Raw genomic sequence first — 24,786 nt, forward strand, 5'->3', positions numbered from 1 at the left:
CACTTCCACCCGGGCCGCGCGGCCGAGGTCCCATGCTCCCGAACCTACGACGGGCGAAACAGGACGCCGGCGGGGAACCGGTCATTGCCGGGCCATCATAGTCTCGTCGACCATGACGATCTCCACAACGATCACGCCGACGATGGGAACGACATGATCCGAGACGATCTGTTGACCGGTCCACCCGGCGAGACCGCCGGTGCCGCCCTCGCCCGGCTGAATGAGTTCAATAACGCGCTGCACGGTTCGGACTGGATTTACCAGGTCGAGTACCGGCCGGTGGGGGCCCACGCCCTCGTCGAGGCGGAGCACTACCTCAAGACGACCCTGCCTCCGAGCTACGTCCGCTTGCTGTCGGCCTATGGTCTGCCCCTGCTGCGGTATGGCAAGGACGGTAGGCCCGGTCCTCTGTTGCTGGAGCCCGGCGAGCTGCGCCGGGGAGACTTCTATCTGTGGGAGGAGGACTACCTCGACCACGTGCCGGTGGAGGAGCGCGACGCGGTCATGGACCGGCTCCGGAACTCGGTGTCGTTTCGCCGCCCGGACGAGGGTGCCGATAACTACGACATGTTCCGTACGGACATGGTCAACGCCGACGGCGAAATGCCGGTCACCAGCTATCAGCACGACATGGTTTACGTCGATCCCGAGAGATTCGCCACGTTCGACCGGTACATCGCCGCACTCGTCGATAAGTACAACCGGAAACAGGCGGCGGCCGGACCCGACTACTTCCAATGACCGAGGCTTTGGGCGGCACCGTTGTCGGGTTCTGACCCATTTTTGATGACGGGGTAACTCTGTGCGAGGTGGTCGGCCTGCGCAACACCACAAAGCCGGCTCCGGCTCTCAAGGAGTCGCGCCCCCTGAGCCACCGCCACTGAGCGTTTTTCATCCTGTCGGTGCTGCCACCTGATCGGTAGGGTCTGGCACGCCACCTGCTCGCCTGATTAACTGGCGCTGTGCTGACCTCCCGGAACTCAACCCGGTCCTCTGGGCGAGCCTTAGTGAAACTGATCGTAGTAACGCCGCTGATGGGCGTCGTGCTCGCCCTGGGCATGTGGTGGTTGCTGGCAGGGGGGTGGGACGCCCTGCTGGATGCTCTGCCGATATGGCTGCCGCATACCCGTCAGTAGCCACGGACCCCGATGCATGAGGCGCTTTTCATCTTGAGTGGCGGGCCCGTGGCAAGGTGCGGGACCTTCCCACGGGCTTCCGTTTCCACGGCCTGCGGCACTGCCTCGCGTCGCCGCTGATCGCCTCGGGCGCGGACGTCGAGGTCGTCCAGGCCCGCCTGCGGCACGCGAGCGCCAAGACGACGCCCGGCACCTACGGCCGCGTGCGCCGGACTCCGACGGGCTGACACGGGCCGCGATCGACGCCGCGTTCGCCGCCCGGACGGAGCCGAAGCAGACGGGAGCCGCGCGATGAACGTGCAGCTCACCGCGCGGTGACCGGTCAGACGTCGTAGTAGAGCTCGAACTCGTGCGGGTGCGGGCGCAGGCGGATCGGGTCGACCTCGTTCTCACGCTTGTAGGAGATCCAGGTCTCGATCAGGTCCTGGGTGAAGACGCCGCCCTCCAGGAGGTACTCGTGGTCGGCCTCCAGTGCGGCCAGCACCTCCGGCAGCGAACCGGGCACCTGCGGGATGTTGCGGGCCTCCTCCGGCGGGAGCTCGTAGAGGTCCTTGTCGACCGGCTCGACCGGCTCGATCTTGTTGCGGATGCCGTCGATGCCGGCCATCAACTGGGCGGCGAAGGCGAAGTACGGGTTGCAGGAGGGGTCCGGCACGCGGAACTCGATGCGCTTGGCCTTCGGGTTGGAGCCCGTGATCGGGATGCGGATGCACGCCGAGCGGTTGCGCTGGGAGTAGACCAGGTTGACCGGGGCCTCGTAGCCGGGGACCAGGCGGTGGTAGGAGTTCACCGTCGGGTTGGTGAAGGCCAGCAGCGAGGGGGCGTGCTTGAGCAGGCCGCCGATGTAGTAGCGGGCGGTGTCGGACAGGCCCGCGTAGCCGACCTCGTCGTAGAAGAGCGGCTCGCCGTCCTTCCAGAGCGACTGGTGGCAGTGCATGCCCGAGCCGTTGTCACCGAAGATCGGCTTGGGCATGAAGGTGACGGTGTGGCCGTGCTCCAGGGCCGTGCTCTTGACGATGTACTTGTACAGCATCAGGGTGTCGGCGGCCTTGAGCAGCGTGTTGAACCGGAAGTCGATCTCGGCCTGGCCGGCGGTGCCCACCTCGTGGTGCTGCATCTCCACGTCGATGCCCGCGTCGATGAGGCGGCGGACCATCTCCGAGCGCAGGTCGGTGAAGTGGTCCATCGGCGGCACCGGGAAGTATCCGCCCTTGTAGCGCGGCTTGTAGCCGAGGTTGCCGCCCTCCTGGGCCTTGCCGGTGTTCCAGGCGCCCTCGATGGAGTCGATGTGGTAGTAGCTGGCGTGCGCGCTGGTCTCGAAGCGCACGTCGTCGAAGATGTAGAACTCCGCCTCGGGACCGAAGTAGACCGTGTCGGCGATGCCGGTGCCGCGGAGGTACTCCTCGGCCTTGCGGGCCACGTTGCGCGGGTCGCGGCTGTAGGCCTCGCCCGTCAGCGGGTCGTGCACGAAGAAGTTGAGGTTCAGGGTCTTGTGCTGCCGGAACGGGTCCAGCACCGCCGTCGACGGGTCGGGCAGCAGCAGCATGTCCGACTCGTGGATCGCCTGGAAGCCGCGGATCGACGATCCGTCGAACATCAGGCCGTCGGTGAAGACGCTGGAGCCGAAGTTCTCCGTGGGGAAGGTGAAGTGGTGCGTCGTCCCGGGCAGGTCGGTGAACCTGACATCGACGAACTGCACTCCTTCGTCCTTGATGAACTTCAGGACGTCGTCGGCGGAGTTGAACACGCGAACCTCCCAAGGGGCACGGGCTATCGGACCGAAAGTAGGCCTGTGCCGTTACCGCCCCGTGTCTCGTTTGTTTCACCCGTGTTAAGCGGAGCCCCCTCCACGGTAGCCTGGAGGGCGGGTGTCATCGAGTGGGAGCAACGCCTCCTTTGCCCGGTTTTCAGGTTCTGGACGCGAGCCAGCAGTCCCCGTCGGAGCGGTCCGCCAGGTCGTACGGATCCACCGGGGCGCCGGTGGCCCTGGTGGCCTCCTCGTCCTCGGGGGAGTCCTCGTAGGACGGATGCACGAAGGCGTCGTCGACGTCGCACCGGACGCCCGTGACGCCGCCGGAGCGCCAGTCGCGGATCCAGATCACCGGTTCGCCGTCCTCCCGGTACATCCCGACCTCGCCCAGCCTGCGGGCGATGACCCGCCTGGTGGTGTACGGCAGGCCCGGGCGGTGCACGGCGTAGACGAACAGGTAGTCCACCTTGACCAGGGCGCCGGAGGCCCCGTCCTCCCGGAAGGAGGAGAGCTTCGCCGTCCCGTGGACCTTGATCACATCGGTGGCGAGGCTGGCGCTCCCCGGGGCGAAGCTGGTCAGCCAGTACCGGGTGTCGACGTGCTCGCCCCGCCGCTTCTTCTTCCCGTCGACGTTCTGCAGGAACCACGCGCGGTCCCTGGCGGGCAGCAGCCTGGCGAAGGGCACGGGATCGCCCTCGAGCAGGGTGCGGTGGTCCAGGTTGGAGGCCTCGAGCAGGGCGCGGGTCCGGCCGAGCAGCCTGGCGACGTCCTTCTTTCCCAGCCCGCCGACCGCCCTGGCGGGCGGCATCACCAGGCCCTCGGCCCCGTCGGCGTAGTCGGCGGCCGGAGAGCCGTCGAAGGGGGAGGGCACCATCGGTTCCGCCCCCGGTGCCGCCGTCTCCTCCGGGGCCGGGACGGGACTCTCCTCGAAGACGGGAAGCCGCTCGGCCAGGACGGTGCGTGCGGAGTCCAGGAGCTCCGGCCGGTAGGTGACGAGCACCCCCGCCGCGGCCACCAGGACCGCGGTGACCGCGGCCGCGGACGCCGCGATGATCCGCCGCCGGCGGCGGCGCCTGAACCGGGGCAGGTGCGCCCATTCCCGCTCGACGGCCCGGCTCCGCTTCCGGCGCTCCTCATCGTCGATCTGGGCGGTGAGCTCCTGGAAGCGCCGGTCGATGTCGTCCATGTCTGACACTGGGGGGTGCTCCGGCGGCAAGTGGTGAGTGAGAAGACTGGCGACCATAATGGACGCTTTTGTCCCGTCTGGGAAATCGGCCCCGCCGGGTTCGGGGGCGGACCCGGCGGCGGATACCGTTGAGGGCATGAGCAGCAGGCAGCAGCCCCGGTGGACCCAGACGTGGCTCGGCGGGGTCAGATCCGCCGGAATCGACCTGGGCTATCCCGGGGAGCGGCTCGGGCTGCCCGAGGAGGGCAGCGGCGCGGTAGCCGGATTCGGCCGCCGGCTCGGTGCCATCGTGATCGACTGGCTCATCTGCACCTGGGCCATCGCCCAGGGCTTCCTCGGCGTCGACCCCGTCGAGCGGGGATGGGTCCCGCTCGCGATCTTCGCGGGCACGACCCTGCTCCTGGTGGGCACCATGGGGATGACCTTCGGCATGCGCCTGCTCGGCATCCGCGTGGCCGCGCTCGACGGCGGCCGTCCCGGTCCGGTGGCCGTCGCGGTCCGCACGCTGCTGCTCTGCCTGGCCGTACCCGCGCTGATCTGGGACCGCGACCAGCGGGGCCTGCACGACCGCGCGGCGAACACGGTGGTCGTGCGGATGTGACCCGTACGGCGGGCGGCCGGCGGATGTGACGGCCGCCCGCAGGCGACCGGTCGGTGCGCGACCGGCCCGCGCGGTCCATCGGCGAGACCGACGCCGAAGGGAACAGCACCGGCGGGAGCAGCGCCGGACCGGGCGGAAACCGGGCCGCCTCTCAGCGCGGCCGGACGCAGGTGAAGATCGCGGTGCCGGGCAGGTGGCGGCCGCGCAGCGGACTCCACCCGCCCCAGACCCGGTCGTGGCCCGGCGGCCACTCCGGCTCCGTCAGCGCCGCCAGTACCAGCCCCGCCGCCGTGACGCAGCCGACCCAGTCGGCCATCGTCCGGTGGTGCTCCACGTAGCTCGGCTCCCCGTCGGGGCCGACCTCCACGTACGGCGAGCGGTCGAAGTAGGAGCGGTCGGCGGTCAGCCCGCGGGGCCCGGGATCGTCGGGGAAGGCCCAGCGGACCGGGTGGCTGACCGAGAAGACGAAACGGCCGCCGGGCCGCAGCACCCGCCGGGTCTCGGCGAGCACGGCCGTCGCGTCCGCCACGAACGGCAGCGCCCCGTACGCCGAGCAGGCCAGGTCGAACGACTCGTCGGCGAAGGGCAGCGCCCCGGCGTCGGCCTGCACCACCGGCAGGGCCCGGCCGCCGGGACCGCCACTGCGACCACCGCGGTGACCATGACCGTGACCACCGCCGGGACCGTCCTCGGCCGCGTGGTCGAGGTCGATCCGGCGGGAGTGCTGGAGCTGGCGGAACGACAGGTCGAAGGCGGCCACCCGGGCGCCCTGCCCGGCCAGCCACCTCCCGCACTGGCCCGCGCCGCAGCCGATCTCCAGGACGTCCCTGCCCGCCACGTCGCCCAGCAGGCGGGCGTCGGCCTCGTCGAGGCCCTCGGGGCACCAGACGAAACCGGCGTCCCGCAGGAAGGGGCCGTGCTCCGCCTGGTAGTCGTCCGCGGCGCCGTCCCACCAGCCGCGGTTGGCCCGCGAGGTGGCGACGGCGTCCACCGGACGGCGCTCGACCCCTTCCGGGGACATCAGCGCATCTTCGGGCGGGGCATCTTCGCGCCGCGCGGCAGCGGGCCCTTGGGCATCGGCAGCGTCTGGGGCAGCGCCTTGAGCCGGTTGTTGATCTCGTAGACCGCGGGCTTCTTGAGGTTGCGGGGCAGCTTCATCAGGTGCCGCTGGAGCTTGCCGATCGGGATCTGGCCCTCGCCGTCACCGGACTGGACGTCGTAGACCGGCACGTCGAGCGCGACCCGCTGGACCCGCTTCTTCTCGGCGACGAGCATCTTCTGCACGCGGCTGCCCGGCCCCTCGGAGACCAGGATGATGCCCGGGTAGCCGACGACGCGGTGCACGATGTCCTGGTCGCGGTTGACCGCGACGGCCGGGGTGACCTCCCAGTTGCCGCGCATGCCCTGCAGGATCGCCGCGGCGGCGCCGGGCTGGCCGTGGAGCATGGAGTACTGCGCCTTCTGGGCGAGCTGGCCGAACACGACCAGGCCGACGGTGAGGGCCAGCATCACGCCGATGACGTAGAGCGGCCACCAGCCCGTGACCAGGCCGATCACCACGCACAGGACGAGCGTGCCGAGCGCCGACGCGTAGACGATCGGCATGCCCTTCGGGTCGGCCTGCTTGATGATCTTGGCGATCATGCGGAGCTGCTTGACGCGCCCCGGGGTCTCTGGGACTTCGGGCTTCTTGGCCATGCTCAGAAGGATACAAATCCCGGGGTCAAGAAATGAAAATGTGACCTTCCCGCGCCGCTCCGCGGAGGGTGTCCGGAAAGGGCCGCGGCAGGCGGGCAGGCAGGCGGTGGAGAATCCGCGGTGGACCGGAGCGGTACGGCGGGCGGCGGGCCCCGCGCCGGCCGGAGCGGGGCGGGGAGAGCGGAAAGGCCCCGCGCCGGGCGCGGAGCCTTTCGGAGACGGAGAAGGCCGGAGCCCCGGGAAGCGGAGCCGTCAGGCGTTCTGACGGGCTTCGACGGCCTGCTTGTAGAGGCGCCCGGCCCGGTAGGAGGAGCGGACCAGCGGTCCGGACATGACCCCGGCGAAGCCGATGGCCTCGGCGTCCTTCTGGAACTGCACGAACTCCTCGGGCTTGACCCAGCGCTCCACCGGGTGGTGGCGCGGGGTGGGCCGGAGGTACTGGGTGACGGTGAGCAGGTCGCACCCGGCCTCGTGCAGGTCGCGCATGGCCTCCAGCACCTCCTCCGGCTCCTCGCCCATGCCCAGGATCAGGTTGGACTTGGTCACCAGCCCGGCCCGGCGGGCCTTGGTGATCACTTCCAGGGAGCGCTCGTAGCGGAAGCCGGGGCGGATGCGCTTGAAGATCCGCGGCACGGTCTCGATGTTGTGCGCGAACACCTCGGGACGGGCGGAGAAGACCTCCTCCAGCTGGCCCTGGTCGCCGTTGAAGTCGGGGACCAGCAGCTCGACGCCGCAGCCGGGGAGCAGCGCGTGGATCTGCCGGGCGGTCTCGGCGTACAGCCAGGCGCCGCCGTCGGGCAGGTCGTCGCGGGCGACGCCGGTCACGGTCGCGTAGTTGAGGCCCATCTGGCGGACCGACTCGGCGACGCGGCGCGGCTCGTCGGTGTCGTACTCCTTGGGCTTGCCGGTGTCGATCTGGCAGAAGTCGCACCGCCGGGTGCACTGGTCGCCGCCGATGAGGAAGGTCGCCTCGCGGTCCTCCCAGCACTCCGAGATGTTGGGACATCCGGCTTCCTGGCAGACGGTGTGCAGACCCTCGCGTGCGACCAGCGCCCGCAGCTCGGTGTGGTTGGGCCCGGTCCGGAACCGGGTCTTGATCCACTCGGGCTTCTTCTCGATGGGGGTCTCGGCGTTGCGAACCTCCAGGCGGAGGAGCTTTCGGCCTTCTGGAGCTACGGTCACGCCTCTCACCTTACGTCCCCCCGCGCCGGGAAGCGGACCCGGGGCGGCGGGGCGGCGGGCGGGGCGGTCGAGGACCGCCGCGGGAACGGCAGGGGAACGCCGGGGGAGCGGCAGGGGGCCGCCGCGGGAACGCCGTGGGCGCCGCAGAGACCGGGTCCCCGCGCCGGAGAGCGCCCACCCCTACCGCCTGAAGAGGTCCTCCTCGGGCAGGTCGCGGCTCTCCGCGCCGAGGGCCTCGGCCAGGTGCTTCTCGGCGTACGGCATGACGTCGTCGACCACGATCCGGCGCCCGGTCTCGGCCGACAGCGAGGAAACGCCGGCGTCGGCGAACCCGCAGGGGACGATGCGGTTGTACCAGCTCGGGTCGTTGGAGCAGTTGAGCGCGTAGCCGTGCATCGTGACGCCGCCGGCCACCCGGATGCCGACCGCGCCGACCTGCCGGTCCGGCAGGCCGTGGGAGGGGTCGCCGGGGACCCAGACGCCGCTGCGCCCGGCCACCCGGCCGGCCTGCACCCCGAAGTCGGCGCAGACCTTGATGAGCGACTCCTCCAGCAGGCCGATGTAGGTGACCACGTCCAGGCGCTCGTGCAGCCGGACGATCGGGTAGCAGACGAGCTGGCCCGGACCGTGCCAGGTGATCCGGCCTCCGCGGTCGACGTCGATGACGGGCGTGCCGTCACCGGGCCGCTCGTGCGGGGCGGTGCGCCGCCCGGCGGTGTAGACCGGGGCGTGCTCGAGCATCAGGCAGGTGTCGGGCGCCTCCCCGGCCACCCGCCGGGCGTGGATCCGCCGCTGGAGATCCCAGGCCTGCTCGTAGGGGACATCGACGCCGAGACGGACGACTGCCAGCTCACTCACGGTTCAAGAGTAGTTGACCGGTCCGACATCAGGACGTGAGGAGGCGGGGCTCGATGCGGAACTCCTTGACCCCGTCCGCGCCGTCGTGCTCGACCCGGTAGGCGCAGGCGCCCTGCCGTACGCTGACGGCCTGGATGAACTCGGTGCCGACGTAGTGGAGCCCGACGCCCTCGTCGGCGGCGTAGCCGTCGGGCAGCTCGCCGGAGGCCACCGACGCGTGCAGCAGCTCGTGCCGCTGCGGGTCGGAGTCGTAGTGCACGCCGCACGAGTAGGGCAGCAGCGCCAGACCGTCGGACCACGGCCGCAGGGCGGGGCCGAAGGAGTCGGTGTTGCCGCCGACGTGCCAGCAGAGCGCGCCCGCGCTCTGCCCGGACAGCACCACGCCCGCGTGCCAGGCCTCCTCGAAGGCCTCGTCCAGGCCGTGCAGCCGCCACAGCGCCGCCAGGTTGGCCACGCTGCCGCCGCTGACGTAGATCATGTCCTGGCTCAGGATCCACTCGCGAGGGTCCTCGACGTTGGGCATCGGGAAGACCGTCAGGTGGCTGAGCTCGACGTCCCACTCGCGGAACGCCCCGTACATCTTCAGCAGCCACTCCGCGTCGTCGCCCGTCGCGGTGGCCAGCAGGCCCAGCCTGGGCCGGTCCTGGCCGGTCAGGTCGAGGCCGTAGCGCAGGAGCCCGCTCGCCTCGACGAAGCCGTAGCGGGCGGAGGGGCGGAACGAGCCGCCGCCGATGGCGAGGATGTGCGACTGGCCGGATCTGCTCATGATGTCGATCTCCCCGGTGACTCCAGTGGGAACAGGGACCCTAGAGTACGGCGGAGAGTGCCTCGTTGAGGTGGATATGCCGGAACGCGTAGCCCGAGTCGAGCAGCCGCCGGGGGAGCACCCGCTGCCCGGTCAGCACGCCCTCCTGCGCGAACCCGCCGAGCGCGGCGCGCAGCACGGGGGCGGGCACGGGCAGCGGCATCGCCGGTCGGCGCACCGCCCGCGCCAGCGCCGCGGTGAACGCGGCGTTGGTCACCGGCTCCGGCGCGGTCAGGTTCACCGGCCCCTGGACGGCCCGCTCGCCCATGACGTGCCGTACGGCGCGCACCCAGTCGTCCACGGAGATCCACGACCAGTACTGGCGCCCGGAGCCGAGCGGCGCGCCCAGGCCCAGCTTGAAGATCGGCAGGACGCGGCGGAGCATGCCGCCCTCGCCGCTGAGCACCAGCCCGGTCCGGAGCGTCGCCGTCCTGATCCCCGCGGCGGCGGCCGGCTCGGCCTCGGCCTCCCAGGCCCGGACCACCTCCGCGAGGAAGCCCTCACCGGAGGGGGCGGACTCGTCCACCTCGCGGTCGCCGGTGTCCCCGTAGTAGCCGACCGCGGACCCCGACAGCAGCACCGCGGGCGGGGCCGAGAGCCGGGTCAGCGCCGTCACCAGCGTGCGGGTGCCCTCCACCCGGCTGCGCAGGACCTCGCGCCTGTGCTCCTCGGTCCAGCGGCGGTCGCCGATCCCCGCGCCGGCGAGGTGGACCACCGCCTCGGCCCCCTCCAGGGCCGCCGGGTCGATGAGGCCCTTGCCCGGGTTCCAGAACGACTCGTCGGCGCTCTGCGGCGCCCGCCGCACCAGCCGGACCACCCGGACGCCGTCGGCCCGCAGGGATCTGATCAGCGCCGAGCCGAGCAACCCGGAGGAACCCGTCACGATGGTCGTCATGCGGCCAATCTAACCGGCCGTTCCCGGGATCCCCCGGAGGCGGGTCCCGGGAGAGGGTGCGGAGCACGCCCCCCGGGCGGCGGGACCCGGGCGGCGGGACATGGACGCGGGGACACCGCCTCGCCGGGATCCACCGGGAGAACCGGGATCCGCCGGCAGAAAAGGACCGGGCCGGTCCGCGCGAGGCGGACCGGCCCGGCCGGGGAGAACGGGGACTAGGCGTTGAGGCCCAGCTGGTTCTCGAAGCGGCCCTCCTCGAGACGGCGCTTGACCGTCGTCAGGAAGCGGGCCGCGTCGGCGCCGTCGACCAGGCGGTGGTCGTAGCTGAGCGCGAGGTAGACCATGGAGCGGACGGCGATGACCTCGCCGTCGGGGGTGTCCACCACGACCGGGCGCTTGACGACCGAGCCGGTGCCCAGCATGCCGACCTGCGGCTGGTTGAGGATCGGCGTGTCGAACAGCGCGCCGCGGCTGCCGGTGTTGGTCAGCGTGAACGTGCCGCCGGTGATCTCGTCCGGGCTCACCTTGTTGGTGCGGGTGCGCTCGGCCAGGTCGGCGATCTTGCGGGCCAGCCCGGCGATGTTGAGGTCGCCGGCGTTCTTGATCACCGGGACGAGCAGACCGCGCTCGGTGTCCGTCGCGAAGCCGAGGTGCTCGACGTCGAAGTAGGTCACCTCGTTGGTCTCGCTGTTGATCGTGGCGTTCAGCTTGGGGTGCTGCTTGAGCGCCTCGATCGTCGCCAGGGCGAAGAACGGCATGAAGGAGAGCTTGACGCCCTCACGCCGCTGGAACTCGCCCTTGGCCTGGTCGCGCAGGCGCGCGATCCTGGTGACGTCGACCTCGACCACCGTGGTGAGCTGCGCCGAGACCTGCAGCGACTCGACCATGCGCTTGGCGATGGTCTGACGCAGGCGCGACATCTTCTCGGTGCGGCCGCGCAGGGTCGTGTCCACCGAGACCGGCTCGGGAGCCGGGGCGGCGGCCTGCGGGGCGGCCTGCGCCGGGGCGGCGGCCTGCGGGGCGGGCGCGGCGGCCGGCGCCTGGGCGGGGGTCCGCTCGCGCTGGGCGCGCGCGGCCTCCAGCACGTCCTGCTTGCGGATGCGGCCGCCGACGCCGGTGCCGTTCAGGCTGTCGAGGTCCACGTTGTGCTCGCCGGCGAGCTTGCGGACCAGCGGCGTGACGTAGGGGCTCTCGGCGGACGGCTGGGGAGCCGCGGCCGGGGCCTGCGGCGCCGGGGCGGGGGCCTGCGGCGCGGGCGGGGCCTGGGGAGCCGGAGCCGGAGCGGCGGCCTGCGGGGCCGGCGCGGGCGCCGGGGGAGCGGGCGGGGCCGCCTGGGGGGCGGGGGCCTGCGGGGCGGGCTGCGGGATCGAGGAGATCGGCGCCTGCGGGGCGGGCTCCGGCTCGGGGGCCGGCTCCGGCTCCGGGGCCGCCGGGGCCTCGGCGGGGGCGGCGGCGCCCTCGGTGGCGTTCTCGTCGATGAGGGCGAGCTCGGTGCCGACCTCGACGGTCTCGTCCTCAGCGACGATGATCTTGGTGAGGATTCCGGCCGCGGGCGACGGGATCTCGGTGTCCACCTTGTCGGTGGACACCTCGAGGAGCGGCTCGTCGGCCTCGACGCGCTCGCCCTCCTTCTTCAGCCAGCGGGTGACGGTGCCCTCGGTGACGCTCTCGCCGAGCTGGGGCATCTGTACGGACTTCGGCATGGTGTCTTCTCTCGCGTTCCGAGTGAGGGCTTCGACTAGTTGTGGACGTGCAGCGGCTTGCCGGCCAGGGCGAGCATCGCCTCGCCGACGGCCTCCGACTGGGTCGGGTGGGCGTGGATGAGCTGGGCGACCTCGGAGGGCAGGGCCTCCCAGTTGTAGATCAGCTGGCCCTCGGTGACGAGCTCGCCGATGCGGCGGCCCACCATGTGGATGCCGAGCACCGGGCCGTCCTTCTGCGCGATGACCTTCACCGCGCCCTGGGTGCCCAGGATCTGGCTCTTGGGGTTGCCCGCGAGGTCGTAGGTCATCTCCACGATCTCGTGGCCCTTCTCCCGGGCCTGGGCCGAGGTGATGCCGATCGAGGCGACCTCGGGGTCGGAGTAGGTGATGCGGGGCACGCCGTCGTAGTCGATCGCGGGCGGGTTGAGCCCGGCGATGTGCTCGGCGACCATGATCCCCTCGGCGAAGCCGGCGTGGGCGAGCTGCAGGGTCGGGATCAGGTCGCCGACCGCGTAGACGCCCGGCACGCTGGTCTGGCAGTGCTCGTCGACGACGACGGTGCCGCGCTCGATGGCGATGCCGTTCTCCTCGAAGCCCATGCCGGCGGTGACGGCGCCGCGGCCGACGGCCACCAGCAGCAGCTCGGCCTCCAGGGTCTTGCCGTTGGCCAGGCTGACGACCACGCCGGTGTCGGTGGTCTTGACGCCCTCGAAGAAGACGCCCAGCTCCTGCTTGATGCCGCGGCGGCGGAAGGCGCGCTCCAGCAGCTTGGAGCTGGACTCCTCCTCCAGCGGGAGCAGGTGCGGCAGGCCCTCGACGATCGTCACCTCGGCGCCGAAGGAGCGCCAGACGCTGGCGAACTCCACGCCGATGACGCCGCCGCCGAGGACGACCACCGAGGCCGGCACGCGGTCGAGCTTGAGCGCGTGCTCGCTGGTGATGATCCGCTCGCCGTCGATCTCCAGGCCGGGCAGCGACCTGGGCGCCGAGCCCGTGGCCAGCACGATGTTGCGGCCCTCGTAGACGTCGTCGCCCACGGCGATGCGGTTGGGGCCGACCAGGCGGCCCTCGCCCTCGACGATCGTGATGCCCTTGCTCTTCAGCAGGCCCTGCACGCCCTTCCAGGCGCGGGTGACGATCTTGTCCTTGAACGCGTGGACCGCGGGGACGTCGATGCCCTCGAAACGGGCCTTGACGCCGTAGCTCTCACTCTCGCGCGTCTCGTCGGCCACCTCCGCGGAGTGGAGGAGGGCCTTGGTGGGGATGCATCCCCGGTGCAGGCACGTGCCGCCGATCTTGTCCTTCTCGATCAGCACGACCGTCTTGCCCAGCTCGGCCGCCCGCAGAGCGCAGGCATACCCACCGCTACCGCCACCCAGGACGACGATGTCGTAGGGGCCGCTGCCATCAGCCACAGGAATGCTCCTTGTCGGATCGTTATGCCGCCGGGGGCCGGCTTCTGACCGGGCCCCGGCAAGCGCATCTTTTCACTTGTCCACGCCGCGTGTTCCCTGCTCGCGCAGGGTTTGACCTCAGCGCGAGTACTGTTCGGCGAGGCCGACGAGGGTCCGGGTGATCGCCCCGGTCCCGCCCTTCGGCGTGTAGCCGTGCGGTTCGCCCTTGTTGAAGGCGGGACCGGCCATGTCGATGTGCGCCCACCGCACGCCCTCCGGCACGAACTCCCGCAGGAAGATGGCCGCGGTCAGCATGCCCCCGAAGCGCTCGGGGTGCAGGTTGGCGATGTCGGCGACGGGGGAGTCGAGCCCCTTGCGGAGCTCGTCGGGCAGGGGCATGCCCCAGGTGCTCTCGCCCTGCTCGGCGGCGATCCGGACGACCTCCTCGCGGAGCTCGTCGTCGTTGGCCATGACGCCGGCCGTACGCCAGCCGAGCGCGACGATCTGCGCGCCGGTGAGCGTGGCGACGTCCACGATCAGGTCGGGGGAGTCCTCGCCCGCGCGGGCGATGCCGTCGATCAGGACCAGGCGGCCCTCGGCGTCGGTGTCGAGCACCTCCACGGTCTTGCCCGCGTAGCTGGTGAACACGTCCGACGGGCGCTGGGCGGTGCCGCTGGGCATGTTCTCGGCCAGGCACAGGTAGCCGACCGCGTTGACCTTCAGGCCGAGCCGGGCGATCGCGACGAGCGCGCCGAAGACCGCGCCCGCGCCGCCCATGTCGGACTTCATCCAGTCCATCGAGGCGGTCGGCTTGAGCGACAGGCCGCCGGAGTCGAAGGTGATGCCCTTGCCGACGAACGCGACCGTCTTGGCGGCCTCCGGGTGACTGTAGGCGAGCCGGACCAGGCGGGGCGGGTTGACCGAGCCCTGGCCGACGGCGACGATGCCGCCGTAGCCGCCCTCCTTGAGGGCCTTCTCGTCCAGGACCTCCACCGACAGGCCGGCCTCGGCGCCGGTCTGCTCGGCGATCTCGGCGAAGCGGGCCGGCCACAGGTCCGAGGGCGGGGTGTTGACCAGGTCGCGGACCAGGGAGACGGAGGCGGCGACGGTGGCGGCGCGCCCGACGGCGGCCTCGGCCCCCTCGGCGCGGCTGAGCACGGTGATCTCGTCGACCGGGGCGGTCTGCTCCCCGCCGGTGCGGTATCTGGTGAAGGAGTAGGCGCCGAGCAGCCCGCCCAGGGCCAGCGCGGCGGTCCGCTCCGCGTCCGCGGCGGGCAGGGCGAGGGCGACGCGGCCGGTCCCGGCCAGGGCGCGGGTCGCGGTGCCCGCAGCGCGGCGCAGGACCTCGGGGTCGTAGTCCCCCTCGGGGGCGTCGCCGAGGCCGACGGCGACGAGGAGCGGGGCGGTCAGCGCGCCGAAGGTCGGAACCTTGGCGATCTCACCCGGCTTGCCCTTGACGCCCATGGCGCCGAGGGTGGCGGCGAGCCTGCCGCCGAGCGCCTCGTCGAGCCCTTCGGCCCCGGGGGCGGCGCGCAGGCCGTCCGGACCGGTGTGGACTCCGACGACCAGCGCTTCGGTATCGAAAGAGACGACGTTGTCACTTGAGTTCAGCCGCACAGTGGTCACGTAGGCCGATGCTAGTCCTGCCGGGGCCGTACGCATAAACGAGGGGTCGTCCTACCAATCGGTAAACCTTGAATGGTGCTATTAGGAGTAGCTTAATCGCATATCTGGTGCTACTGTCGATAGCACCATGTTGCTCACTCTGGATCTGAACGACCCCCGGCCGCTGCACGAACAGGTCGCCGGGACGATCCGCCGCGCCATCGCCGACGGGTCCTACACCCCCGGTGACCGGCTGCCGCCCGCCCGCGACCTGGCGGACGCGCTCGGCATCAACGCCAACACCGTCCTGCGCGCGCTGCGCGAGCTGCGGGACGAGGGCCTGCTGGAGTTCCGCCGCGGCCGGGGCGTCAGCGTGCTGAACCGCCCGGACGCCCGCGGGGCGCTGGCGGAGGCCGTGCGCGAACTGCTCGCCGAGGCCGACCGGTACGGCTACGGCCCCGAAGAAGTCATCCACATCATCAGGGAGCTCTCATGACCGACTCCGCCCGCCGGCCGTCCACGTCCGCCCCGCCGGGCGGCCGCGCCTCCTCCCGGGGGTTCGCCGTCGCCGTCGCCGCCGTCTGGGGCGCGCTCGTCACCGCGGCCCTGGTCGCCGTGACGCTCGCGCTCCGCGACCGCCTGCCCGAGCCGATGGCGGTCCACTGGAGCGGCGGCTCCGTCCCGGACCGGAGCATGCCCTTCGCCGGCGACCTGGCCACCGGTCTGGCCCTGTGGGGCGTGGCCTGGCTGTTCCTGCTCGGTGCCGCGCTGCACGGCGCGGCCCTGCGCGGGCGGCCGACGCGCGTGCAGTGGTGGGGCTTCCTGTTCGGCTGGGCGGTGTTCGCGCTGGGTGTCCAGGGCGCCACGCTCCTGGCCAACCTCGACGCGGGCGACTGGCGGCGGGCCCTGCTGCCCGGCTGGACGGTCCTCGCCGTCCTGGGCGCCGCCGTCGCGGTGGGCGTGCTCGCGGGATGGCTCGCCAGGGGCGGGCCGGACCGGGCCCCGGACCCCGAGGCGAAGGCGCCGAGCCTGCGGCTCCGCCCCGGCCGGCGCGCGGTCTGGGTGAGCCGCACCTCCAACCCGTGGCTGCTCGCCCTCTCGGGGGTGGCGCTGACCGGCTCGGCCGGAGCGGTCGTGCTGGCCGTCATGGGGGTCCTGGACGGCCCCGCCGCCTGGACCACCGCCGCGGCCACCGCTCTCACCGCGCTGCTCGGGCTCGCCACCGCCACGATCCAGGTCAGGGTCGACGCGGGCGGGCTGCGGATCGGCTTCGGGCCGCTGGCCCGGCCCGCCTACCGGGTGCCCGCCGGTGCCATCGAGTCGGCCCGGGCGGAGCGGGCGACCCCCGGTCAGGTCGGGGGATGGGGACTGCGGGGCGTGCCCGGCACCGGCCGGACGACCCTCATGCTCCGCGGCGGCGAGCACCTGGTGGTCCGCCGCACCACGGGCGGTGAGTTCGCCGTCTCCGCCGACGACGCCGAGCGCGGCGCCGCCCTCCTCAACGCCTACGCCGCCGAGAGCGACGCACTCCGCCCATGACCGGACCCCGCCGCCACGAGCCCTACCGCCCGGCCGATCCGCACGCCGGAGCAGAGCCCTCACCACGTTCCCCTCCGGCCCGCCCCCTCCGTCCGCGGGCGGGCCGGTCCCGCCTGTGAAAGGTGACGCCATGCCCCGCCGACCCACCGACCTGTGGGTGTTCCTGTCCGTCGCGTTCGGCCTGTCCTGGCTGATCGCCTCCCCCCTCTGGCTCGGGGGCGTCGCACTCGGCTCCCCGGCCGCCCTGGCGATCAGCCTGGCGATGATGTCCACCCCCGCCCTCGGCGTCCTGGCCGTCCGGCTGCACGGCGGCCGCAGCGGAGCGCCCGGGGCATCCCGGCGCGAGTGGGCCGCGGGCACCGGCCTGACCCTCGGGGAGCGCCGGGGCCGCACGGTGGCGTTCGTCGTGCTGGCCTGGCTCGGCACCCCGCTGCTGGTCGCCGCGGCGACCGCGGCCAGCGCCGCCCTCGGCCTGCTCAGCCTCGACCTCGACGGCCTCAGCCTGTTCCGGCGCAGCCTCGCCGGGGCCGCTCCCGGCCAGACCCCCGTCGCCGACCCGCATGTCCTGCTCGCCGCCCAGCTCGCGGTGGCGGTGCTGGTCGGGCCGCTGGCCAACACGGTCGCGGCGCTCGGCGAGGAGTGGGGCTGGCGCGGCTGGCTGCTGCCCCGGCTGATGCCGCTGGGCACCGCGCGGGCGCTGCTGCTGTCCGGGGTCATCTGGGGGGCCTGGCACGCCCCGCTCACCCTGCTCGGCTACAACTACCCGGCGCTCGGCGCCTGGGCGGCGCCCTTCTTCGTCGTCTTCTGCGTGCCGTACGGAGCCCTGCTCGGCTGGCTCCGGCTGTACTCCGGCAGCGTCTGGCCCGCGGCCGTCGGCCACGGCGCGCTCAACGCCACGGCGGGCGTCCCGCTGCTCCTGGGCGACGCCGCCGCCCCGCCGGACCTCGTCGTCGCCGGGATCACCGGCCTGGTCGGCTCGGCGCTGCTGGCGGCGGTCTCCGCCGTGCTGTTCAGGCGCTGGCCGGTACGGCGGCCCGCCGTGTCACGGTCCGAAGCCGCCGTCTGAGCACGCCCTCCGAAAGCGTCGCCCGCAGGCCACCGCCCACCGCCCACCGGCCGAGGTCGTGGTCCGGGTCCTCGGCGGGGGGCGTCTTCCGCCCCGTCGCGCCCGGATGGTCCGGCAGGGCTGACCACAGGGCTCAGGGCTCACCACAGGGCCACGCAGGCCAGCAGTGCGGCGGCCGCGGCGGTCTCGGCGAGCGCGCCGAGCACGTCCCCGGTGATCCCGCCCAGCCGCCGCACCGCCCGGCGCCGCAGCACCGACGCGGCGAGCAGCCCGGCCGCCACCGCCGGAAGGCCGAGGAACAGGACGAGCGGCGACCAGCTCGCGGGCAGATCGGCAGCTGGGGCGAGGGACACGCCCACCACGTCCGAGCGGACCGGATCCGCCTCCGTCCCCTCGAGCTGCGCGTAGGAACCGATGCCCGTGCCCTCCACGGAGGTGTACTCCTCGTAGCGGCGGCCGAAGGCGTCGTCCGGGGGGAGCAGGCGAAGGGCCCCCAGGCAGTAAGCGGACGTCAGCACCGCCAGGCCGGCGAGGGACAGGGCGGTCGCGGCCAGGGCGGGGCCGCGCCGTACGGTGCCCGCGACCGTCGCGCCGAGCCCGCCCGGCCGGGCCGCCGGGACGCCCTCCCGGCAGGCCCAGGTGATCGCCAGCCGCCCCGTGACGCAGGCGGCGACCAGCGCGACGGGCCCGTACCCGGCGGCGGAGGCCTCCGCCAGCGCCGCGACCTGGACGCCCAGCACCAGGACCAGCGTCACCACGCCGAAGGGGCCGATGTCGGAGCGCTTCATGATGTCCAGGGCCTGCTCGGCGGGCCTGCCGCTGCCCAGCCCGTCGGCGAGGTCGGCCAGCCCGTCCAGGTGCAGGGCCCGGGTGAGCAGCGCGAGCGTGCCGACCGCCAGGACCGAGGCGAGCAGCGGCGAGACCCCCAGCCAGAGCGCGGCCGAGAGCACGACCGCGGCGACCCCGCCGAGCAGCGCGCCGACCAGCGGGGCGAGCGCCATCGCCCGTCCGCCCGCCCGGCGGTCCACGGTCCCCGGCCGCACCGGGAACACGCTCAGCGTGCCGACCGCCAGCCGGAGCCCGTCACCGAACGCGGACGGGCGCCCGGAGCGGCCCGGGCTCAGGGAGCCGTCCGGATCCCCGGCCTCCGCCGAGCCCCCGGAGTCCTGTGAGTCTTCGCGAGGGTCAGGTCCGCCGGAATCTCCGGCGCCCTCGGAATCTCCGGGGACCCCGGGACCGCCGGAAGCCCCGGGCCCGCCGGGCCCGCCGGTGTTCTCGGGGGTGCCGGTGCCCTCCGGGGGCGGTTCTCCAGACATGACCGACGATCGTAGTGCCGGGTCGTCCCCCCGCCGGGACGGGACGGTCCGGCCGGGAGCGGACCGTCAGACGGGCAGCGGGAGCAGGCGCCCGGCGACGACGAGGGCCACCTCCTCCGACTCGGCGGCCAGGCGCTGGTTGAGGCGGCCCAGCACGTCGCGGAAGAGCCGCCCGCCGGAGGTGGCGGGGACCACACCGAGGCCGACCTCGTCGGAGACGGCGACGACGCGCGCCCGCGTCCGCCGCCACGCCGCCACCAGTTCGTCGCAGCGCGCCTCCACCCGGGCGAGCGCCTCCGGGGCCCGGTCCCAGGCGCCGCACCCGTCGAGGACGGCGGTGACCCAGGTGCCCAGCCCGTCGACCAGCAGGGGGGACCGCGCCTCCGCCAGCAGCCCGGCCAGGTCCGTGGTCTCGGCCGTGCTCCAGTGGGCGGGACGCCGCTCCCGGTGGGCCCGGATCCGGCCGAGCCACTCCGGGTCGCCGTCCCCGGACGGCCCCGTCGCCGCGTAGACGACCTCGGGCTCGGCCAGCAGCCGCAGCTCGGCCTCGGCCGACTTGCCCGACCGCGACCCGCCCAGCAGCAGGGTCCGGCGCGGCGGCTCCGGCCGGGCGGGCGCGGGTCCGCGGGCGTCGAGGAGCGTCCCGTCGGGTACGGCCCGCACCCCCCACAGCGCGAGCCGCCGCTCCAGCTCGGCCTCGCTCGGCACCCGGTGGTCGATCCCGACGGCGACGACGTGGGTGCGGCCGGTCACCAGGCCCAGGCGCCGCAGCAGGCCCAGCCGCTCCGGCCGGTCCAGCACGTCGAGGAGCACGACGTCGTAGGGACCGTCCGCGGGGCCCGGGACGAAGCCGGGGGCCGCGTGCAGCAGGCGGCCGCCGTCCGCGGCGACCACGGTGAAACCGTCCTGCGGCAGCGGGCGGCCGTCGACGAGGACCCGGGTGGGGCGGCGGGGGGCGGGCAGGCGGCCGCAGGAGGCGCAGGGGCAGCCGGGAACGGGCCGGCCGAGCGGCCCCGCCGTACCCTCGAACAGGACTTCCACTCGGAAAGGGTCGCACGGCGCGGCGGATGTCCGGTGCGCCGGACTTCGAGATCACGTAGGCTCGCGGAGCCGCCGGGAGACCAGTCGGGGCCGGCGGCGGCACCGGCGAGAGGGAGCGTGTGGCATGGCGTGGCGCTGGCGTTACGAGGACGCGAACGGCGGAGAGGTGACCGAGGGCGTCATGCCGGTCGACGAGTTCACCAGTCAGGCCGACGCGGAGTCCTGGCTCGGCGAGAACTGGCGCGAGCTGCTCGCCGCCAGCGTGGAGAAGGTCACCCTCCTGGAGGACGACCGGGTCGAGTACGCCGGGATGTCACTGCGCGAGGAGTAGGAGCGGCCCCCGCTCCCCGCACCGGGGAACGGGGGCGTCGCCGTCGCGGCTACGGGCGCTTGGGCGGGCTGACGGTCTTGGCCGGGTCCCGCTCGACGATCGGGTCCAGCACGTCGTCGATCTTCTTCAGCACCTCGGCGTCCAGCTTCACCCCGGCGGCCTTGACGTTGTCCCGGACCTGCTCGGGCCTGGTCGCGCCGACGATGGCGGAGGAGACGTTCGGGTTCTGCAGCACCCACGCCACCGCGAGCTGGGCCATGCTCAGGCCGAGGTCGGCGGCGATCGGCTTCAGCTCCTGGACGCGGGTGAGCACGTCGTCGGAGAGCATCCGGGAGATGAAGTTGCCCCCGGTCGGGTCGGTGGCCCGCGAGCCGGCGGGCGGCGGCTGTCCCGGGAGATACTTGCCGGTGAGCACGCCCTGGGCGATCGGGGACCAGACGACCTGGCCGAGGCCCTCCTTCTGGCACAGCGGCACGACCTCGGCCTCGATGACCCGCCACAGCATGGAGTACTGCGGCTGGTTGGAGACCAGGCGGTCGAAGCCCATCTCGTCGGCGATCTTCAGCGCCGCGGCGATCTGCTCGGCGTTCCACTCGCTGACGCCGACGTAGAGGACCTTGCCCTGGCGGACCAGGTCGTCGAAGGTCTTGAGGGTCTCCTCGAGGGGCGTCTCGTGGTCGAACCGGTGCGCCTGGTACAGGTCGACGTAGTCGGTCTGCAGGCGGCGCAGCGAGCCGTGGATCGACTCGGTGATGTGCTTGCGGGACAGCCCGCGGTCGTTGGGGCCGGGGCCCGTCGGCCAGTAGACCTTGGTGAAGATCTCCAGAGACTCCCGGCGCACGCCCTTGAGCGCGCGGCCGAGCACTTCCTCCGCCTTGGTCCCGGCGTAGACGTCGGCGGTGTCGAAGGTGGTGATCCCCTCGTCGAGCGCCGCCTTCACACATTCCTTGGCGGCGTCCTCCTCGACCTGGGAGCCGTGCGTGATCCAATTGCCGTAGCTGATCTCACTGACCATGAGACCGCTGCGGCCGAGGTGACGGAATTCCATGTCTTCGACCCTAGTAGGCGCCGGCTGAAGATCTGATCCGGGATACTCTGCCCGGCGTGCGGCATTCGGTCACTTATCGATGGGTACGGCTTGCGCTCGCGACGGCGGTGGTCGTCGCGGCGGTCGCCGCGGCCGTGCGTCTGCGCCGCCGCCCGGCTCCCTCCGGCGCGCAGCCGGCGCCGGGGGAGGGGGCAGTCCGCGGGATGCGGGTTCCCGGCGGGCGGGAGGACCCGCCGCGGGGGTCCGCGCCGGACTCCCCGCCGGACTCCGCACCCGGCTCCCCGGCATGGCCGCCTGTCCCGGTCCTCGGTGCTCCGACGGCCGCCGACCTGGCGCGTCTCGCCCGCGAGCCGTACGAGCCGAAGCCTCTGCCGCCGCCGAGGCCGCCGCTGGACGAGGCGACCCGCAGGAGGGTGGTGCGCTGGGGCTCCGCGGTGATCGCCCTGTGCGTGCTGGTCTTCGCCGCCCAGGCGCTGGAGACGGCGGTCTTCTCCGAGGAACCCGCCACCGAGGTCACGGCCGAGGCCGTCGTGACGATGTGCGATCCGCCGGAGGCGGCCGGAGGCCGCGAGGGCATGGAGCCGGGCCTCATCGACTGTGGGAAGGACGGTCTCGGGGACGGCTGGACCGGGGACGGGGCGTGGATCGCCGGTGCGGGCGGGGGCACCGGCTTCACGGAGCCGGCCCCGACCCCCGCCCCGGCCTCCTCCGGAGGCCCGGAGAGCACCGGCGGCACCGGCGGCACCGGTGCCGCCGAGGCGGAGCCGACCGGGACCGTCCCCGACCGGGACTGCTCCCCGGCCGTGCGCGCGCCGGTGGTGCGCGCCGCGGACCCGAGGGTGGTCCGGGCGGTGAACCGGCAGTGGCGGCGGATCGAGCGGTGGCTGAAGGCCAACGCGCCGGAGACCCACCGGAGGCTCCCCGGCCCCGCCCGCGCGCGGACGATCGCGGTCGCCGAGGCGCAGATGGGCCTGCGCTTCCCCGACGACCTGAAGGCCTCCCTGCTCCGGCACGGCGGCTCCGCCGGCGGCGACCCGGAGAGCTGGGGGTTCCCCTTCTTCCTGCACTCGAGCATGGACGTGCGGGGGATCCGCGACACGTGGCGGCGCCTCTGCGGGATCGACGCCGAGGATCTCACCGACCCCCGCACGGAGTGGTGGGACGGCAGGATGATCCCGGTCGGCGAGGACGGGCTCGGCAACCACCTGGTGGTCGACTCGGTCCGGCGCGACGTCGGGGAGACGGACCACGAGGGGGACATGGACTTCGCCCCGGGGGGTGTGCCGATCCGCTCCCACCACGCGCTGCTGCGGATGACCGCCGACGCACTGGAGAGCGGCGGCTCCATCGGCTACTGGAGGCCGGTGGCGAGCGGGGGAACGCTCGACTGGAGGATCGAGGACGAGGACTGACGGCCACGGGGGCCACGCCCGGTACGGCTCACCGGGATCGCGCCCGGTACGGCGGGGCGCGGCCGCACCGGGAGGGCGGCCGGGCGCACCGGGAGGGCGGCAGGCTGCTGCGGGAGGGCGGCAGGCGAGAGCCCCGCCCCTCCGCGCGGAGGAACGGGGCTCGGGGGGCGGGTCCTACTTCTTCGGCGGGACCGGCTTGCCGCCGGGGAGGAACTGCGGCGGCGGGAAGCGCAGCTTGCGGATCTGCAGCGCGCGCATCGCCGCGTAGAAGCCGACGCCCCGCAGGCTCTCGCCGGGGAACTTCTCGGCGGCGAGCTTCTTGACCTTCCAGGACACCCAGATCGAGGTGAACAGGACGCCGAGCATCATGATCGGCCAGCCGATCCCGATCACGGCCGCGGTGACCTGCCCGCGGACGGCGACTGGGGGGATCCAGGTGAGCAGCAGGATGGCCAGGGAGAACGGCAGGAAGTACTGGCTGACCAGGCGGCGGGAGTCGACCCAGTCACGGGCGAATTTGCGGACCGGCCCCCGGTCGCGGGCCGGGAAGTAGCGCTCGTCGCCGCGCATCATGCCCTCGCGGGCCTTGGCGCGGTCGGCGGCCTGGCGCTCGCGGAGGTTCTTGTAGGCCTCTTTGCGGTTCTTGGGAGCGGTCACCGGCTGGCGGCGACGGCCTTCGGCGTCCCGGCGCTTGGGTGTGGGACGCCCCTTGCCCGCAGGCTTAGGATCGGTGGCGGAGACGGGGGAATCGTCCGCGGTGGTCTGGGTACGTCGGAACACAAGGTCAGCCTACCGGGACTGCAACTTAGTGACGCCCCCGTGCGTTATGCGTAGGGTGAACCCTATGTGGCTCCGCCGCTCTTGCCGGGGGCCGGAATCACTGGGGTGGCCTGAAGCGCATTTGAAGAAGGGGACGGCCGACGCGCATGAGCGTGATGAAGAGACTTTCCATGATCTTCAAGTCCAAGGCCAACGAGGCCCTGGACAAGATGGAGGATCCGCGCCAGACCTTGGACTACTCCTATCAGCGGCAGCTGGAGCTGCTGCAGAAGGTGCGCCGGGGCGTGGCCGACGTCGCAACCTCGCGCAAGAGGGTCGAGCTGCAGATCAACCAGATCGAGGCGCAGGCGCGCAAGCTGGAGGAGCAGGGGCGCAAGGCGCTCAGCGTGGGCCGTGAGGACCTCGCCCGCGAGGCGCTGACCCGCCGCAATGGCCTGCAGACCCAGATCGCCGACCTGAAGGTGCAGCACGACAACCTGCAGGCGGAGGAGGAGAAGCTCACCCACGCCTCGCACCGCCTCCAGGCCAAGGTCGACGCCTTCCGCACGCGCAAGGAGACGATCAAGGCCACCTACACCGCGGCCGAGGCGCAGACGCGGATCAACGAGGCCTTCTCCGGCATCTCCGAGGAGATGGGCGACGTCGGCCTGGCGATCCAGCGCGCAGAGGACAAGACCGCGCAGATGCAGGCGCGGGCCGGGGCCATCGACGAGCTGCTCGCCAGCGGCGCGCTGGACGACTTCAGCGGGTCGCGCGGCGACGACATCCAGGCGGAGCTGGACCGGATGGGCGGCGGCACCGACGTCGAGCTGGAGATCGCCCGGATGAAGGCCGAGCTGGGCCAGGCGCCCGCGCCGAAGAGCGCGATCGAGCAGGGGCAGCCGCAGCAGCAGCCGGCCCCGCAGCAGCAGCAGTACCAGCAGCAGCCGCCGCAGGCCGAGCCGTACGGCCAGCCGCAGCAGCCGACCCAGCAGTACCGCCAGCCGGGGGAGGGCCAGTGATCGTTCGCATCATGGGCGAGGGGCAGGTCGAGATCGCGGCCGACGACCTCGCCGCGCTCAACAAGCTGGACGGCGAGCTGGAGGCGGCCATCCAGGCGGGGGACGAGGAGACCTTCCGGGGCCGGCTGCACGCCCTGCTGGACAAGGTCCGCGAGGTCGGCCGGGAGCTGCCGGACGAGAGCCTGGAGCCGTCGGAGCTGATCCTGCCGCCGGCCGACGCCTCGATGGAGGAGGTCAGGGAGATGCTGGGGGACGAGGGCCTGATCCCCGGATAGCGCGCCTTCCTCCACGGATGCCCGGAGCGGAGCGGATCCGCCCCGGGCCGGGCCCTCCCGGCATCGGGTGGGCCTTTTCTGTGTCCCTACCCCGGGGTTGATGTGCAGGTTACGGAGATTTGCCCTCACAATGGGACAGAAAAAGCCCAGTGAGAGAGGGTGTC

General features: G+C 72.9%; 24 protein-coding genes and 1 pseudogene. 10 read left to right on the forward strand and 15 right to left on the reverse strand.

Going from position 1 to position 24,786, the window contains the following annotated elements:
* Positions 1-153 precede the first annotated feature (153 nt).
* On the forward strand, positions 154-741 hold the full coding sequence (locus IEZ07_RS01270) for a hypothetical protein (protein WP_191893093.1): 588 nt from the start codon (positions 154-156) through the stop codon (positions 739-741).
* A gap of 442 nt (positions 742-1,183) precedes the next feature.
* A pseudogene (locus tag IEZ07_RS01275) lies at positions 1,184-1,363 on the forward strand (tyrosine-type recombinase/integrase); the annotation flags it as partial.
* Positions 1,364-1,458: 95 nt separating this feature from the next.
* On the opposite strand, the gene glnA reads toward IEZ07_RS01275, so the two are convergent.
* Together glnA and IEZ07_RS01285 are read right to left on the reverse strand one after the other, a co-directional pair.
* Complete coding sequence (gene glnA / locus IEZ07_RS01280) at positions 1,459-2,883, reverse strand: type I glutamate--ammonia ligase (RefSeq protein ID WP_189234784.1); 1,425 nt, start codon at positions 2,881-2,883, stop codon at positions 1,459-1,461.
* 160 nt (positions 2,884-3,043) lie between these two features.
* Positions 3,044-4,072, reverse strand: coding sequence for a hypothetical protein (locus tag IEZ07_RS01285; protein WP_191893094.1), 1,029 nt, complete (start codon positions 4,070-4,072; stop codon positions 3,044-3,046).
* A gap of 136 nt (positions 4,073-4,208) precedes the next feature.
* On the opposite strand from IEZ07_RS01285, the gene IEZ07_RS01290 reads away from it, so the two are divergent.
* Entirely contained in the window at positions 4,209-4,673 is a 465-nt protein-coding gene (locus IEZ07_RS01290; RefSeq protein ID WP_068894289.1) for an RDD family protein, read from the forward strand.
* Positions 4,674-4,824: 151 nt separating this feature from the next.
* On the opposite strand, the gene IEZ07_RS01295 is transcribed toward IEZ07_RS01290, so the two are convergent.
* The 9 genes from IEZ07_RS01295 to IEZ07_RS01335 all read right to left on the reverse strand — a co-directional run bounded on the left by IEZ07_RS01295 (position 4,825) and on the right by IEZ07_RS01335 (position 14,870).
* On the reverse strand, positions 4,825-5,694 hold the full coding sequence (locus tag IEZ07_RS01295; RefSeq protein WP_191893095.1) for a class I SAM-dependent methyltransferase: 870 nt from the start codon (positions 5,692-5,694) through the stop codon (positions 4,825-4,827).
* Positions 5,694-6,371: a DUF4191 domain-containing protein gene (locus IEZ07_RS01300; protein WP_068894287.1), complete on the reverse strand. Its 678-nt coding sequence runs from the start codon at positions 6,369-6,371 to the stop codon at positions 5,694-5,696. Before IEZ07_RS01300 ends, IEZ07_RS01295 begins: the two co-directional genes overlap by 1 nt.
* Positions 6,372-6,623: 252 nt before the next feature.
* Entirely contained in the window at positions 6,624-7,553 is a 930-nt protein-coding gene (lipA, locus tag IEZ07_RS01305) for a lipoyl synthase (protein WP_068894286.1), read from the reverse strand.
* A 180-nt stretch (positions 7,554-7,733) separates the two neighbouring features.
* Positions 7,734-8,411, reverse strand: coding sequence for a lipoyl(octanoyl) transferase LipB (gene lipB / locus IEZ07_RS01310; RefSeq protein ID WP_191893096.1), 678 nt, complete (start codon positions 8,409-8,411; stop codon positions 7,734-7,736).
* Positions 8,412-8,439: 28 nt separating this feature from the next.
* Positions 8,440-9,177, reverse strand: coding sequence for a Type 1 glutamine amidotransferase-like domain-containing protein (locus IEZ07_RS01315; RefSeq protein WP_191893097.1), 738 nt, complete (start codon positions 9,175-9,177; stop codon positions 8,440-8,442).
* Positions 9,178-9,217: 40 nt separating this feature from the next.
* Positions 9,218-10,111 carry a TIGR01777 family oxidoreductase gene (locus IEZ07_RS01320; RefSeq protein ID WP_191893098.1) on the reverse strand — a complete coding sequence of 298 codons (894 nt, stop codon included), beginning with the start codon at positions 10,109-10,111 and terminating at the stop codon, positions 9,218-9,220.
* Between the two features lie 215 nt (positions 10,112-10,326).
* Positions 10,327-11,814, reverse strand: a complete 1,488-nt coding sequence (gene sucB, locus IEZ07_RS01325; protein WP_191893099.1) for a 2-oxoglutarate dehydrogenase, E2 component, dihydrolipoamide succinyltransferase — start codon at positions 11,812-11,814, stop codon at positions 10,327-10,329.
* Between the two features lie 35 nt (positions 11,815-11,849).
* Positions 11,850-13,229, reverse strand: a complete 1,380-nt coding sequence (gene lpdA, locus IEZ07_RS01330; protein ID WP_068894281.1) for a dihydrolipoyl dehydrogenase — start codon at positions 13,227-13,229, stop codon at positions 11,850-11,852.
* A 117-nt stretch (positions 13,230-13,346) separates the two neighbouring features.
* Entirely contained in the window at positions 13,347-14,870 is a 1,524-nt protein-coding gene (locus IEZ07_RS01335; RefSeq protein ID WP_068894280.1) for a leucyl aminopeptidase, read from the reverse strand.
* A gap of 91 nt (positions 14,871-14,961) precedes the next feature.
* Between IEZ07_RS01335 and IEZ07_RS01340 the strand changes: the two genes are divergently transcribed.
* From IEZ07_RS01340 to IEZ07_RS01350, 3 genes are all read left to right on the forward strand, one after another.
* Positions 14,962-15,309 (forward strand): GntR family transcriptional regulator, encoded by a 348-nt coding sequence (locus tag IEZ07_RS01340; protein WP_191893100.1) that lies wholly within the window; start codon positions 14,962-14,964, stop codon positions 15,307-15,309.
* Positions 15,306-16,352, forward strand: coding sequence for a DUF1648 domain-containing protein (locus tag IEZ07_RS01345; protein ID WP_191893101.1), 1,047 nt, complete (start codon positions 15,306-15,308; stop codon positions 16,350-16,352). Before IEZ07_RS01340 ends, IEZ07_RS01345 begins: the two co-directional genes overlap by 4 nt.
* 130 nt (positions 16,353-16,482) lie before the next feature.
* Positions 16,483-17,418, forward strand: coding sequence for a CPBP family intramembrane glutamic endopeptidase (locus IEZ07_RS01350; protein WP_191893102.1), 936 nt, complete (start codon positions 16,483-16,485; stop codon positions 17,416-17,418).
* A gap of 140 nt (positions 17,419-17,558) precedes the next feature.
* Here the strand turns inward: IEZ07_RS01350 and IEZ07_RS01355 are convergent, their stop codons facing one another.
* Both IEZ07_RS01355 and IEZ07_RS01360 read right to left on the reverse strand, forming a co-directional pair.
* Positions 17,559-18,542: an adenosylcobinamide-GDP ribazoletransferase gene (locus IEZ07_RS01355; RefSeq protein WP_239319300.1), complete on the reverse strand. Its 984-nt coding sequence runs from the start codon at positions 18,540-18,542 to the stop codon at positions 17,559-17,561.
* Positions 18,543-18,800: 258 nt separating this feature from the next.
* Positions 18,801-19,775 carry a bifunctional adenosylcobinamide kinase/adenosylcobinamide-phosphate guanylyltransferase gene (locus tag IEZ07_RS01360; protein ID WP_191893103.1) on the reverse strand — a complete coding sequence of 325 codons (975 nt, stop codon included), beginning with the start codon at positions 19,773-19,775 and terminating at the stop codon, positions 18,801-18,803.
* A 124-nt stretch (positions 19,776-19,899) separates the two neighbouring features.
* On the opposite strand from IEZ07_RS01360, the gene IEZ07_RS01365 reads away from it, so the two are divergent.
* Positions 19,900-20,106: a hypothetical protein gene (locus tag IEZ07_RS01365; RefSeq protein WP_191893104.1), complete on the forward strand. Its 207-nt coding sequence runs from the start codon at positions 19,900-19,902 to the stop codon at positions 20,104-20,106.
* 49 nt (positions 20,107-20,155) lie between these two features.
* On the opposite strand, the gene IEZ07_RS01370 is transcribed toward IEZ07_RS01365, so the two are convergent.
* Complete coding sequence (locus IEZ07_RS01370) at positions 20,156-21,154, reverse strand: aldo/keto reductase family protein (protein WP_191893105.1); 999 nt, start codon at positions 21,152-21,154, stop codon at positions 20,156-20,158.
* Positions 21,155-21,210: 56 nt separating this feature from the next.
* On the opposite strand from IEZ07_RS01370, the gene IEZ07_RS01375 reads away from it, so the two are divergent.
* Positions 21,211-22,566 carry an SMI1/KNR4 family protein gene (locus tag IEZ07_RS01375; protein ID WP_191893106.1) on the forward strand — a complete coding sequence of 452 codons (1,356 nt, stop codon included), beginning with the start codon at positions 21,211-21,213 and terminating at the stop codon, positions 22,564-22,566.
* Positions 22,567-22,740: 174 nt separating this feature from the next.
* On the opposite strand, the gene IEZ07_RS01380 is transcribed toward IEZ07_RS01375, so the two are convergent.
* Positions 22,741-23,346 (reverse strand): DUF3043 domain-containing protein, encoded by a 606-nt coding sequence (locus tag IEZ07_RS01380; protein WP_191893107.1) that lies wholly within the window; start codon positions 23,344-23,346, stop codon positions 22,741-22,743.
* Between the two features lie 146 nt (positions 23,347-23,492).
* Here IEZ07_RS01380 and IEZ07_RS01385 point away from each other — a divergent pair, with 146 nt between their 5' ends.
* Together IEZ07_RS01385 and pspAA are read left to right on the forward strand one after the other, a co-directional pair.
* Positions 23,493-24,347 (forward strand): PspA/IM30 family protein, encoded by an 855-nt coding sequence (locus IEZ07_RS01385; RefSeq protein ID WP_189234804.1) that lies wholly within the window; start codon positions 23,493-23,495, stop codon positions 24,345-24,347.
* The gene (pspAA, locus tag IEZ07_RS01390) at positions 24,344-24,622 is read left to right on the forward strand and encodes a PspA-associated protein PspAA (RefSeq protein WP_068894272.1); all 279 of its coding nucleotides are present in this window, start codon (positions 24,344-24,346) and stop codon (positions 24,620-24,622) included. The genes IEZ07_RS01385 and pspAA overlap by 4 nt, the downstream gene beginning before the upstream one ends.
* The last annotated feature ends 164 nt before the right edge of the window (positions 24,623-24,786 follow it).

It is taken from the genome of Planomonospora parontospora (assembly GCA_014647935.1).
In the GTDB taxonomy this organism is placed as follows: Bacteria; Actinomycetota; Actinomycetes; order Streptosporangiales; family Streptosporangiaceae; genus Planomonospora; species Planomonospora parontospora.

Coding starts and splice junctions, on each gene's coding strand:
- IEZ07_RS01365 (WP_191893104.1), top strand. CDS start 19,900: ATGGCGTGGCGCTGGCGTTACGAGGACGCGAACGGCGGAGAGGTGACC.
- IEZ07_RS01300 (WP_068894287.1), bottom strand. CDS start 6,371: ATGGCCAAGAAGCCCGAAGTCCCAGAGACCCCGGGGCGCGTCAAGCAG.
- IEZ07_RS01295 (WP_191893095.1), bottom strand. CDS start 5,694: ATGTCCCCGGAAGGGGTCGAGCGCCGTCCGGTGGACGCCGTCGCCACC.
- sucB (WP_191893099.1), bottom strand. CDS start 11,814: ATGCCGAAGTCCGTACAGATGCCCCAGCTCGGCGAGAGCGTCACCGAG.
- IEZ07_RS01350 (WP_191893102.1), top strand. CDS start 16,483: ATGCCCCGCCGACCCACCGACCTGTGGGTGTTCCTGTCCGTCGCGTTC.
- IEZ07_RS01270 (WP_191893093.1), top strand. CDS start 154: ATGATCCGAGACGATCTGTTGACCGGTCCACCCGGCGAGACCGCCGGT.
- IEZ07_RS01370 (WP_191893105.1), bottom strand. CDS start 21,154: ATGGAATTCCGTCACCTCGGCCGCAGCGGTCTCATGGTCAGTGAGATC.
- IEZ07_RS01335 (WP_068894280.1), bottom strand. CDS start 14,870: ATGCGTACGGCCCCGGCAGGACTAGCATCGGCCTACGTGACCACTGTG.
- IEZ07_RS01285 (WP_191893094.1), bottom strand. CDS start 4,072: ATGGACGACATCGACCGGCGCTTCCAGGAGCTCACCGCCCAGATCGAC.
- IEZ07_RS01345 (WP_191893101.1), top strand. CDS start 15,306: ATGACCGACTCCGCCCGCCGGCCGTCCACGTCCGCCCCGCCGGGCGGC.
- IEZ07_RS01340 (WP_191893100.1), top strand. CDS start 14,962: ATGTTGCTCACTCTGGATCTGAACGACCCCCGGCCGCTGCACGAACAG.
- IEZ07_RS01290 (WP_068894289.1), top strand. CDS start 4,209: ATGAGCAGCAGGCAGCAGCCCCGGTGGACCCAGACGTGGCTCGGCGGG.
- IEZ07_RS01320 (WP_191893098.1), bottom strand. CDS start 10,111: ATGACGACCATCGTGACGGGTTCCTCCGGGTTGCTCGGCTCGGCGCTG.
- IEZ07_RS01315 (WP_191893097.1), bottom strand. CDS start 9,177: ATGAGCAGATCCGGCCAGTCGCACATCCTCGCCATCGGCGGCGGCTCG.
- IEZ07_RS01385 (WP_189234804.1), top strand. CDS start 23,493: ATGAGCGTGATGAAGAGACTTTCCATGATCTTCAAGTCCAAGGCCAAC.